Here is an 11715-nt window from a genome sequence, read left to right as displayed (position 1 = left end):
TGGGGTGGGAATATGTGGAGGAATCGCAATGTCTGGATCATCTTGTCAGGCGAGATGATTGCAGGATTGGGTCTATGGACGGGGATAATAGGAAATTTAGAATTCATGCAGGAAAAAGTACCATCGGATTTTGTAAAAGCTATGATTTTATCAGTAGGGTTATTAGCAGGTATTTTAGCAGGACCGCTCGCTGGAAGAATTATTGACCAGTCCAGGAAAAAGACTGTCCTGATCGTATCGGGAATTGGCCGGCTGGCAAGTGTATTACTCATGCTGCTTGCTTTGCAAACCGGGTCCATCGCTTGGATGATCGCGTTTGTCATCGGGATTCAATTGTCGGCCACTTTTTATTTTCCGGCCTTGCAATCGGCTATCCCCTTAGTCGTCAAAGATCAAGATTTATTGACGATGAATGGCATGCATATGAATGTGGCAACCATTGCCAGAGTTGCAGGGACTGCGTTAGCAGGTGTCATGCTCGTCTATTGGTCGCTGTCGTCTCTCTATTTCATTTCACTCGTCGCTTATGGAATTCTACTGCTCTTTACGATGTCGTTGAAGATTGATGAGGAAAAAGGTGATGCAAAGAAGGCCGGTGCAAGTCCTCAAAAGAGCGGCTTCATGGAAGTATTTCCGGTGTTAAAAGAGTTTCCAGCCGTCGGAATGACTTTAGTTATGACACTCATACCATTGCTGTTTTTAGGCTCATTTAACCTCATTGTCATCAATGTTAGTGAGATACAGCAGATGGCCTCCATCAAAGGATTGATATATACGTTTGAAGGCGTGGCATTCATGCTTGGTTCGGTTGTGATTAAACTGATAGCTAGGCGCTGGAGCACGACTCAAATCTTATTCTTTTTTGCTATGATCGTCGGCTTGTCTGAATTCATGCTGTTTTTTGCAGATCACTTATTCATGATCTTAAGTTCTTTTGCGGTTCTAGGATTTTCACTCGGCTGTTTTTTCCCTACCGCCATGGTCATTTTCCAAAAAAGAATGCCTAAAGAGTACCACGGACGCTTTTTCTCTTTCCGGAATATGCTCGAACGTGTTGTATTCCAAGTCGTTTTACTCACGGCTGGAGCATTCCTAGACTTAATTGGCTTGCAAACTATGATGATCACTTTCAGCATCATAAGCATCACGTTGACAGGTCTATTTTTCTTTATGATGAAGAAACGGAAGATTATATTGGAACAGCAGCCGGTTGAACCGGTGGTAGCCGCAGAGAGTGTATAACTCTTTGCGGTTTTTTTCTATTGGATCATGAGAAGGGTTTGAGCTGCTCCTAATCGGTTTCATATTTGGTTGATATTACAAAACATGTAGTGTTACACTTTAGGAAAGTTGATATTCGCGATTAGAAGAATTATAGAGAAGATAAAATATTAGTAAGCTAGTTAAAAATAAACAATGCACAAACTACTCTGCAATTTGATCTGTCCGTTTTTATGTCTTATTCGAGCGGAATAAACTCGTTCCTTAACCCGAAGTGGAGGACTTCATGATGATTGTCACGCTGCCTAAAGATAGTTATGAGAAGATAAATAAACTTCTAGTCAGCCAATATGAAAAGAATGAGAATGTACTAAATGCAATTATTAGCGGGATGAATCGAGGCATTATTTATGTGGATCAAGTAGAAGAGCCGCGAACTGCGATTGTCTATGCCGTCGGATTGGAGTACTTCTTGCTTGGCGATCCAGAAAATGAGCCGTTCAACAGACATCTGGGTCATTTTATTTCTACACAATTAAAGCAAGATAGTATGGACTTATGTGGCGGGACTTGGTTTATCAGCCGAATCTTTGATGAGAGATGGAAGGAGACAGTAGAGAAAGTAGTGAATGGACGAAGTTATTTCGTCGACTACAGTGTCTATTATGAATTGGATTCCATTCAAATCGAAAAGGGAGTAAAGCACTCTCTGCAAATTTTGGAGGACGAGTACTCGATTGTTAAGATCACAGAGGGATTAATTCACACACACGAGAATTTACGTGACGAATTGACTGAGTACTGGTCATCAGCGGAAACATTTAATCAATACGGTTTAGGATATGCTGTTTTATCAAATGAGAAGGTGATAAGTGCTTGCTATTCCTGTTGCGTGAATGGAGACCGACACGAGGTGTATGTTGCAACATTTGATAAGAAAGCAAGAAATAATGGATTGGCAACGCTCCTGGGACAACGATACATTGACGAGTGCCTGGAGCGTGGGTTTAGTGTATATTGGACGACTGACGAATCAAATGAACCTTCCAAACGGGTTGCAGAAAAATTGGGGTTTAACTATTCACATCGATTGATGTCGTTTGAATTTGAATTCTAATCAAAGAATGAAGTATCTGAGATATTTGAACTGAAAGGAGCGAAGATTTACATGGCACAAAATAAGGGAAAGTTACGGAGCTGCTCTATGCAAAGTTTGCACTATGAACACCGGCGGTTGTTTGTATAGGGCCAGGAATCTATTTCCGCCAAAGAAATATTCAGTTTGTAGTAATGACTTTGCTGCCTTAAAAGAAGAATATTTTTAAGGAGCATAGGGGCTATGAAATATTTTAATGCAGAGAGTATCTTGCCAAAAGAACTCGTGGAGGAATTACAAAAGTATGTAAACGGAGAAATGGTTTATGTTCCCATTGCAAAGGACTTGCATAAGAGATGGGGCGAGTGTTCAGGGATTAAAAAACAGTTAACCGCTAGAAACCATGCCATCCGACAACAATTTTCTCTCGGAGTCACGATTGAACAACTTTCCAACCAATTTTTTCTTTCTCATGACAGTATTAAGAAAATAGTTTATACAAAAAAATAGAATGGTTTTGTCACACTGGGCTAAATCTGGTGTGACTTTTTTAGGTAAAGAACAGTTATGAATCATGGAGTATCTATCATTCATTTGCCTGTTTCTATTACAATGACGACAAATACAAATCCAACTAGGTAAAGGAGAAGGCTATGAAAATAGAAGTTCGCTTAACTGAAATGTATGACGCCTACATTATTAAAAACTTATATCCCTTATACTTATATGATCTGTCTGGTCACTATGAAAGGCTCCCAAATGTCCATGGAATCTATGAGGAAAGTGACGATATTAAAACCTTGCATGAACAGTATGACATCCAAAATATTTGGTGGGAGAAGCCAGACGTACTTTTTCCTTTTTTAATTGTAGCAGAGGGAACGCCGGCAGGTTTTATCCTCATTGCAACCCCGCCTTATTGCAATAAAGGTATTGATTTTTTTGTTAATGAATTCTTCTTAATTCAGTCATTACGAGGGAAGGGGATTGCGGAAAGAGCAGCCAATATTGTATTTGATCAATTTAAAGGGAAATGGGAGCTATTCACTAACCCGCTGGAGAAAAATATTGCGGGTCAACAATTTTGGAGAAAGTGCTTGTCCAATTATACAAATGGCGCCTTCACTGAGATAAACGGAGAAACGTTTAATGGTTACCAGACGATTTTTCGATTTGTTAATTAAGAAGGCAAACGAAATAAATAAAAGAAAAACAAATAGACAACTTACAAAGATAATGAACAGTCCAAAAAACGCACATGGAGTGCGTTTTTTTGTTTCTAGCTTTCTGCTTAATGCTAACCTACCTGGTTTTTTCATTAGTGTTTATCTGAGCGCTATTCTTCTTTCTCTTGAAGATCACGTAAATTACATTACAGGCTACCATTAAGCTAACGAGGGACAGAAACCAGATAGCAAATGTGAGATTTAATTCACGATTAACGAAAAGAATAGCAATAAAAGTCCCGATAAGTGCCGTAATGGCGAGTCTGCTAACTATCCAATCGGGATGCAAAAGTATCTTCATTTTTACGCACCATCTTCCGTAATTTATTTCCTCATAGTGACTGACATGCCTTACAATCTGCTTTACAGCATTACATTATCTTACAGATCTCTTATTCTATTGTAACACATAATTTTTGTATTATTAGGGTTATTCTCATAGAATCATGTCATAGTTGACGACCACCATACACAATTCAAATAATCTGATATAATTGTAACAAGAAATTAATTAATTCCAATTAACACTATAATTAGAAATACACCCAGATTAGAGGGGTGATTGCAGAAATTGATAGTACAGCAAGGGGAAATGGGATAAAGGGGATGGAATACGATGTTGAAAAGATCAGTAATAGTTGGTTTGGCTGCTATATTAGTGCTGCTAGTGGGATGTGAAAAGGAAGAGCAGGCGGATGCGGACACGAATGCTGACTTGATGGAGAAAGAGATGGTCGAAGAGGCAGAAAAAGTAGAAACAGCTGCCGATGAGTATTGGTCCCAGGCGATCGATTCAGAACTTTGTCAAACAATCAGAGAATGCCGTGATTTAGGGGATGAGTATGGAAGTGAGTTTTTTTATGATTTCATAGGTGGGCTCAATGCGTCTAATCGAATGTCGAATATAAATGCTTACACGGAAGAAGATAAGTCTGTTTTGGCTACAAATACATGGGTAGAGGAAGTTCCCATTGTCGCGCGTTATGAATTAAGAGAAGATGAATTTTTTTTGACAGAAGGCGAAGAAGAAAGTATGTTCACAGGCATAGCCGACCTTGTTCTTGATATATTCAACAGAAATAGGATAAATGTGAAAATGGTTGATTTTCAAGAGGATATTTATATGCATGTAAATACGTATGAGGATAAATTGTATATACCTTCTAATTTGGTAAAGCAGTGGCTTCAATCTTATACATTACCCATACTAGTTCATGAATATGGGCATCTTGTGTCATGGAATGAAGCGGATTTTGTCATTTCGGATACCTGTCCAGCAGAACAATTTTATTACAAGCCGTATGGAGGGGAATGTTATAACCCTGACAGCTATATGAACCACTTTTTTCAAAGCTATTGGAAGAACTATGAGGAGCAATGGCTACAGGGTGGATATGTTTCTGTTGAAGATAGGATTGCTTTTTACGAAGAGCAAAAAGAGTCATTTATTACGATATACGCCAGTGTAAATCCTTATGAAGATATTGCAGAGTCTTTCAAATTCTTTATGTTAACGCCATACAATAACGATCCTCAAACGGTAGCAGATGAGAAAGTGAATTTCTTTTATCAGTTTCCGGAGCTGGTGGAGTATCGAACTTTTGTGATCAAGACGTTAAAAGATCGAAAAGATGAGATGTTATCTTTTTGGTAACTACTAACTTATACTAGTACGCCTATAATCAACTCAGAAATACTACTAAACCTTATATCGTTGATTACTATGTAATTAACGATATAGGTTTTTTTTATTACCTAGTTTCCCTATGACAAGCGAAGAACGTTAAAAAACTGGCATCTACATAAAATTGAACCCAAAATGATTCGATACTCGTCTAATTGCTGTATTGCAGAAGGATGGAAGGGGGGATAGAAGATTGAAAAAAGAAGAAAAGGACTTAATGTTAGAAAAACTGATGATTCGATATGGAGATGAATTGGTAAGATTAGCATTTTCCTATGTGAAAGATATTGAGAGTGCTAAGGATATGGTTCAAAATTCGTTTATTAAGTGCTATAACAACCTGGAGTCATTTAGGAAAGATTCTCAATTAAAAACATGGCTCTATCGAATAGTAATTAATGAATGTAAGGATTATTTAAAGAGTTGGAATTACAAAAAGGTACAGGTGAAAAGTTTTATTAATGAAACAACAAAATCCATTTTGCCATCATTAGAAAGGACAATTATCGATAAACAAAATAATAAGGGACTAAAAGATACGATCTTTTCTCTTCCTAAGATTTATCGGGAAGTCGTTTATTTATATTACTACGAATCCTTAAGTACAGAGGAAATTTCAATAGTTTTAGACGTTTCAATTGATACCATTAAAACTCGATTAAGAAGAGCCAAGCAAAGACTGGAGCCATTGATAAGGGAGGCAGGACTTCATGAAAGGTAAATTTGTTGAAGAAAAATTCACGGCAGATCAAGAATTACGTTTTACAAGTGCAGATCGTAAAGAAGTATTTCGGAAGATTGCTGAACTTGAAAAGAATGGTAACAATAAATCAGTTGGAATTTCCATGAGAATTTTTGCGCCGCTTACAATCTCTTTATTAGTAGTAGGTTTATGTGTTTTTTTGTTTACACCATTATTTTCGTCTGTAAGCGTCTTTCCTATGAAGAAGGACATAGCAGCAAGTGAATCAGCGTCTAAGGTAGACGAAGTCATCACCACCCTTATATCTGTTAAAGATGAAACGAATAGAATACCTATTAACATTTTATTTACTTATAATATAGACAAAGAAATGATGAAAGTTGTATCTATTCCGCGTGATACGTATGTTCCAATAGAGAAAAAAGATGGCACGATAGTATACGATAAAATGACCTTTGCTTATATGGAGGGTGCTGGGGCGGAGAGTGTAAAGAATACTGTTTCTGAACTTCTTGAATTATCAATTGACCATAATGCAGTTATAGATTTGAATACTTTCTCAGCAATGATGGATTCTGTCAGTGGAATAGAATATGAACTTCAGGAAGATATTCGAGTTAGAGCTATATCCCAAGTCGCATTCGAATTCCAAAAGGGATTAAATCGCTTGAATGGAGAAGAGGTTTTAGCATTATTAATGGATGCATCAGTTGGAAAGAACTTGGATGACGAAGACTTGTTGAACATCATAAGTGATGTTATGAGTAAAACCGAAAAAGAAATTTCAAAGATACAAGCAGAAGGTAATATCCCAATGGAGCAGTTCGATGAAAAGAGAGAATTTCGTCCGATGCAGGTTGTATCATTAATCGAGGGAATGGAAAATGTTATGATTAATGAAAAATATTTTATTCGATTTGATAAAGCTTTTTTACACTCTGTAACTGAAGAGCTAACTAATTTTGACTGAACAGTGATAGACATTCGGCTTTTAATAATCTATAAATAGTTAACTAGAAGCGATTATTTGTTAGAGGTTAATGTACAAGTCCTGTATGATCACTATATGGTGAACCATCATCCATAATAATTATATGTGGAGGGAGGGAAGTATCTTATGAAAGTTTTACGTTCTTTCTGTTGTCTCATCACATTCTCAGTTCTTGTAGTGGGTCTTTTCGGTTGTTCTTCAGAGGCGGATTGGAATTCCTCATTTGTTGTATGGAATGGAGATATGTATGAAGTCAGCAATGAATATGTTGATGAAGTGGATGAAGAAATCGGGCAGGTAACGAAGTATTCGGATAAGGAAGGGACATTCTCAGGAAACTTCTCAAACAAGTACAGTAAAGGGACTAAGCTTTATTCAATTAAGAACATAGGAACGGATGAAGCAATTGCTATTGAGGAAGATGGAAAATATCGTAAAGGTAATAACAATGGAAAGTATGGAAAAAAGTAATAGTAAATCAATACAATTTTGCATACAACAAACTTTTTGATGTGTATTAGCATACCAAAAAATAAAGAATTGCTTAGTTTTCCAATGAACTAAGCAATTCTTTATGTAAAAGTAAAGCTGTTCTTACTATTATACCAGTCATTGTGCCTCATCTTTTTATTTGATTCGATCTCGAATATCAGTTGTAAAATCAATGCGGTACTTAGACAAAGGCTCACCCTTGGGTATCTTCAAGTGTGTGGTTTGCAATCACTTTGTTCCTCAAATGCACCATTGGTTAAATGCTTAAAAAACTTGTCTGCTGCGATTGATAAAGGAGTATCCTTTTGGGTTATTAATCCAATTTTTCGCATTTCCAGATTTTCATTTAACCGAATTTCAATTAATTCACCGTTTGATAACTCTTTTTCAACCAATTCTTTAGTGACAAATGCAATACCCATTCCGATTTTTGCACATTCAATTAGCAATTCCACACTCCCTACTTCGATGTCCGGCTTACAAACAAGCCCGTATTTATGAAATAGCTGATCTAAGAATCTTCTCGTACTGCTAGCTGCCGAGAAAGTGATAATTGGATAGTTGATTAAGTCTTCAAGTGTAACTGTTCTATTAGCTAAATCTTTGTATTTTTCTCCAGCTATAAAGGTACTGTTGATATTCAGAAACTCTGTCAGTTGTATTTCACTTTGGTTTATTGGCAGATGAATGATCCCTATATCAATCATTCCACTAGTTAGTTTCTCAATAATTTGAGGCGTTGACCCATGTTGTAATTTGATTTTTATATCCGGGAAAATGTCTTGAAAAGTTTGTACATATGGTAACAAGTAATGCTTGCATGTCGAATCACTGCCTCCAATAGTAACTTGGCCGTTTTCTAAGGTTTTCAACTTGGAAATTTTCCGTTCTGCGTTTTCAATTAATCCAAAAGCTTGCTGAATATAGCCTTGTAATATTTCGCCCTCATAAGTCACTTTTACACCTTTTGAGGTTCTTAGGAAAAGTTGTACCCCTAGTCTTTCCTCTAATTGTTTAATTGCATGACTAACACTAGGTTGTGTAATATACAGCCTTTGTGCGGCCTTGCTAAAATTTTTTTCTATTGCGGTTATATAAAATACATAATATAAATTCATGTGCATGTCATAGATACCACCTATAGCTGTCATCAAATATATGAATTTCATTTATACCAATATCATGATTATAATAAATATACGGAAAAAAATATATGATTTTGGCCAAATGGAGTGATTTATATTGGAAAGCAATCAATTTGATGAAAGAGCCCGTAGTCCTTGGTCGCCATTAGCTGATGTGAAAACGGTTATGGTTTCACCAAGTGAAAAAAGAATGAATGGATCTGTGACGATACCTGGAAGCAAGAGTCTAACAAATCGAGCATTAATAATAAGCGCTTTAGCAAATGGAAGATCGAAGATTACAGGGATATTAAAAAGCGATGACTCGTATTGGTGCATAGATTCCTTGAGAAAGTTAGGCATAGAGATAGAAATTCGCGATAATACGGTCTTCATAGAAGGGAAGGGGGGAGAATGGAATTCATCTAGCAGTCTGTACATTGGTGCTGCAGGTACAATTGCAAGGTTTTTACCAGGAGCATTAGCGTTATCAAATAATGGAGCATGGGAAATCGAGGCAAGCGAAAGTATGAGTAAAAGACCTATTTCTCCTTTAATAGACGCTTTACAAGAGCTAGGTGCGGATATTTCATATTTGAATGAGATGGGTTATTATCCTATTTCAATAAAAGGCAAAGAATTATCCGGAGGCCATGTTAGCCTTTCTGGAAAACTTTCTAGCCAATTTATTAGTGGTATCCTGATTCCATCGCCTTATGCTAAAGGGTCAGTAAATTTGAATATTAAAGATTACATTGTTCAACACTCATATGTATATTTGACATTGCAGTTAATGGAGAAATTTGGAGCTCAGGTTGTTTATGATAACAAATTAGAGAAAATCGTAATTAATCCATCACATTACATGCCCCAAGAATTAGAGTTAGAAGCCGATGCTTCTACAGCTTGTTACTTTCTTGCTCTCGCAGCCCTAACAAATGGTAAAATTCGAATTCGAAATCTAACTTATGAAACAAAACAACCAGATATAAAAATGGTAGACATTCTTAAAAGAATGGGCTGTAACGTAACAAAGGGGCCTTCATTTATTGAACTGGAAGGTGCTGCTCAATTAAAAGGCGGTTTTGAAATTTCGATGAGGGAAATGTCAGATCAAACCTTGACACTTGCAGCAATAGCTCCGTTCGCAGATGGTCCAATAACCATAAAAGATGTGGAACATATTCGCTATCATGAATCAGATCGCATTAGTGCAATTTGTTATTCTCTAACTGAATTGGGTATCAAGGTGGAGGAATATAGAGACGGATTAAAAGTGTATCCAGGTAATCCAAAACCAGCTTTGCTACATACATTTGACGACCATAGGGTTGCTATGTCATTAGCGTTGATTGGTTCAAAAATAGAAGGGATTAGCCTAAATGATCCAGGGTGTGTTTCTAAAACTTGTCCTCACTTTTTTGATATGTTGGAGAATTTAGGATTGAAAATACTTCGAACAAAAGGATAAGTGTATATAATATTGGGCAGATAAAATAAGAGCTCTTGGAGCAGGAAAGTGCAGTGAAATATCAAAGGTTTTGATTTCCTGAAAATTTTATTGTAATTGAGATTAGCAACGTTTGACAATTTATATGGAGTCGATATATTAAATTAGATTTACTAGAGACGGCCAAGTTTTTTGAAAATCAAAAGCCAAATTTCAACTACTAATAGATAGGAATTTGGCTTTTTAAAATGCAACATAACTAATCACAGCCAATCCTGACACTTAAGGAATTCTGAATTAGATGTCTTTATTACCAATTTTTTCTTTAATATCTCATTGTCACAAGTATACTTTACGGAGAAACGCAACTTCCTATAATTTATATTATGTAAACTAAAAAATAAAAGAAAAAAAGAGTCCTACTAAGTATCGCCTTTCATGTCAGTCGCCTCGACTATAATAAATATTTAGTGCTATGCTCAATTAGATCATTGATGTTCAAATTATTCTCCTTGGCACATTTTCGAACTCGCTTAAGTAGTGTTTTCTTGTAAGTTGATTTATATTGCACTCTATCTTTTGGCCGACGTGATTTTTCGTACATGATAACTCCATTTGTTTCACTCAGCATTTTTTCTAAACAATCTTCTAATATGTGATTTATATGCGTTTCTCGTTCAGCTGCCATGATTTTCAGCTCCAGCAAAATCGCTTTGCTAATCGTTGTTCTAAATCTCAATCTGCCATGTATCGTCTCATAAGGCTCAGCTTTTGGTTTGCCGTTAACGTGTAATAACATCCGATCTTTTTTGGACTGCACACACAACTCGTTTGAGTTCGAATATAAAATTTCTGCCAAGTGCATTATTTGTACTTTTCCACTAACAGCTATTCTGAAATACGGACGTTTCAAGTCGCTGAATCGTATTTCACACGTCGGCATAAGATCCCAAGCTTTAAAAACATCTGCCAGAGACTCGGCAAATGACTCGCTTGCTGTGGTAATATTCATTTGATATCCTTCTTTTTGAACCCATCCATCTCCATCAATAACTCCACGCACAAATGCCGGAAGAAATTCCTTTGGAACATCAGGAAATCTAACACTTCTTGATTTATTCGGCATAATTCCAAGCTTTTCAAGATCAGATTTTATCACTTTCGAATTAATAATCAACAAATGTGTTTTTCGAGTTCCAGTTGGCTCTGATAGTACTTCAGAAGCTTCCATGAGAGTTGCCACCTTTTGCAAAATCGCAACATCTTTTTGAGCCAGATAAACTGAGTGCAAATCCTTGTTAACATGGCCATCTGTAATAAAAAGACCTAGTACCCAAGCCATTTCATGGGTCCATTTCTTAAAGAAGTCCTCATTCACCTGGTGAATTCTCGGACGACCTGTTGGACGCATTTGAATTCCATGTTTACTCAGCACATTACGTATCGCTCTATCCGAAAGTCCTACAAGCTGGCACATTTCTTTGTAGCTCATACCGCTTTCATACAGTTCAATTATTTTTTGATCAGTTATCCCTTTAATTCTCGCCATATCACTCTTCCTTTAGTTAGTGTTATTTTTATTATACCAAATATACGTTCGCATTTCCACCTAAATTACTAATCGACAAACCGTAAAGCTGCTTTTTCTAAGTAATTCTCATATACAACTTTCTCATTATATTTTTACGAGTTAAAACGAAAATCCACGCCATTAAAGTCTAATCGCAT

General features: G+C 36.5%; 11 protein-coding genes. 9 read left to right on the top strand and 2 right to left on the bottom strand.

The window, feature by feature from the left end:
- Positions 1-12: 12 nt before the first annotated feature.
- The 8 genes from NCCP2222_RS17975 (at position 13) to NCCP2222_RS17940 (ending at position 7392) form a co-directional block, all read left to right on the top strand.
- Positions 13-1242 carry an MFS transporter gene (locus NCCP2222_RS17975; protein ID WP_248513765.1) on the top strand — a complete coding sequence of 410 codons (1230 nt, stop codon included), beginning with the start codon at positions 13-15 and terminating at the stop codon, positions 1240-1242.
- A gap of 265 nt (positions 1243-1507) precedes the next feature.
- The gene (locus NCCP2222_RS17970; RefSeq protein ID WP_248513764.1) at positions 1508-2338 is read left to right on the top strand and encodes a GNAT family N-acetyltransferase; all 831 of its coding nucleotides are present in this window, start codon (positions 1508-1510) and stop codon (positions 2336-2338) included.
- Between the two features lie 222 nt (positions 2339-2560).
- On the top strand, positions 2561-2827 hold the full coding sequence (locus NCCP2222_RS17965; RefSeq protein ID WP_248513763.1) for a CD3324 family protein: 267 nt from the start codon (positions 2561-2563) through the stop codon (positions 2825-2827).
- Between the two features lie 143 nt (positions 2828-2970).
- Positions 2971-3501, top strand: coding sequence for a GNAT family N-acetyltransferase (locus NCCP2222_RS17960; protein ID WP_248513762.1), 531 nt, complete (start codon positions 2971-2973; stop codon positions 3499-3501).
- A gap of 658 nt (positions 3502-4159) precedes the next feature.
- Complete coding sequence (locus tag NCCP2222_RS17955) at positions 4160-5197, top strand: hypothetical protein (protein ID WP_248513761.1); 1038 nt, start codon at positions 4160-4162, stop codon at positions 5195-5197.
- 223 nt (positions 5198-5420) lie between these two features.
- Positions 5421-5948, top strand: a complete 528-nt coding sequence (locus tag NCCP2222_RS17950) for a sigma-70 family RNA polymerase sigma factor (protein ID WP_248513760.1) — start codon at positions 5421-5423, stop codon at positions 5946-5948.
- A complete protein-coding gene (locus tag NCCP2222_RS17945; protein WP_248513759.1) occupies positions 5938-6900 on the top strand; it encodes an LCP family protein in 963 nt (320 codons plus the stop codon). Before NCCP2222_RS17950 ends, NCCP2222_RS17945 begins: the two co-directional genes overlap by 11 nt.
- A 147-nt stretch (positions 6901-7047) precedes the next feature.
- Complete coding sequence (locus NCCP2222_RS17940) at positions 7048-7392, top strand: hypothetical protein (protein ID WP_248513758.1); 345 nt, start codon at positions 7048-7050, stop codon at positions 7390-7392.
- A gap of 230 nt (positions 7393-7622) precedes the next feature.
- Here the strand turns inward: NCCP2222_RS17940 and NCCP2222_RS17935 are convergent, their stop codons facing one another.
- Positions 7623-8537 carry a LysR family transcriptional regulator gene (locus NCCP2222_RS17935; protein WP_248513757.1) on the bottom strand — a complete coding sequence of 305 codons (915 nt, stop codon included), beginning with the start codon at positions 8535-8537 and terminating at the stop codon, positions 7623-7625.
- 118 nt (positions 8538-8655) lie between these two features.
- Here NCCP2222_RS17935 and aroA point away from each other — a divergent pair, with 118 nt between their 5' ends.
- Positions 8656-10008 carry a 3-phosphoshikimate 1-carboxyvinyltransferase gene (aroA, locus tag NCCP2222_RS17930; RefSeq protein WP_248513756.1) on the top strand — a complete coding sequence of 451 codons (1353 nt, stop codon included), beginning with the start codon at positions 8656-8658 and terminating at the stop codon, positions 10006-10008.
- A gap of 433 nt (positions 10009-10441) precedes the next feature.
- Here aroA and NCCP2222_RS17925 read toward each other — a convergent pair whose 3' ends face one another.
- Entirely contained in the window at positions 10442-11536 is a 1095-nt protein-coding gene (locus NCCP2222_RS17925; RefSeq protein ID WP_248513755.1) for an LAGLIDADG family homing endonuclease, read from the bottom strand.
- Between the last annotated feature and the right edge of the window lie 179 nt (positions 11537-11715).

This window comes from Sporosarcina sp. NCCP-2222, from assembly GCF_023168145.1.
Classification (GTDB): Bacteria; Bacillota; Bacilli; order Bacillales_A; family Planococcaceae; genus Sporosarcina.
Note: the sequence above shows the minus strand (reverse complement) of the source record. Positions and strands in the feature narration are given on the sequence as shown.

What these genes read in the sequence shown, in the direction of transcription:
- NCCP2222_RS17975 (WP_248513765.1), top strand. Translation starts at nt 13, where the DNA reads ATGTGGAGGAATCGCAATGTCTGGATCATCTTGTCAGGCGAGATGATT.
- NCCP2222_RS17970 (WP_248513764.1), top strand. Translation starts at nt 1,508, where the DNA reads ATGATGATTGTCACGCTGCCTAAAGATAGTTATGAGAAGATAAATAAA.
- NCCP2222_RS17965 (WP_248513763.1), top strand. Translation starts at nt 2,561, where the DNA reads ATGAAATATTTTAATGCAGAGAGTATCTTGCCAAAAGAACTCGTGGAG.
- NCCP2222_RS17960 (WP_248513762.1), top strand. Translation starts at nt 2,971, where the DNA reads ATGAAAATAGAAGTTCGCTTAACTGAAATGTATGACGCCTACATTATT.
- NCCP2222_RS17955 (WP_248513761.1), top strand. Translation starts at nt 4,160, where the DNA reads ATGTTGAAAAGATCAGTAATAGTTGGTTTGGCTGCTATATTAGTGCTG.
- NCCP2222_RS17945 (WP_248513759.1), top strand. Translation starts at nt 5,938, where the DNA reads ATGAAAGGTAAATTTGTTGAAGAAAAATTCACGGCAGATCAAGAATTA.
- NCCP2222_RS17940 (WP_248513758.1), top strand. Translation starts at nt 7,048, where the DNA reads ATGAAAGTTTTACGTTCTTTCTGTTGTCTCATCACATTCTCAGTTCTT.
- NCCP2222_RS17935 (WP_248513757.1), bottom strand. Translation starts at nt 8,537, where the DNA reads ATGCACATGAATTTATATTATGTATTTTATATAACCGCAATAGAAAAA.
- NCCP2222_RS17925 (WP_248513755.1), bottom strand. Translation starts at nt 11,536, where the DNA reads ATGGCGAGAATTAAAGGGATAACTGATCAAAAAATAATTGAACTGTAT.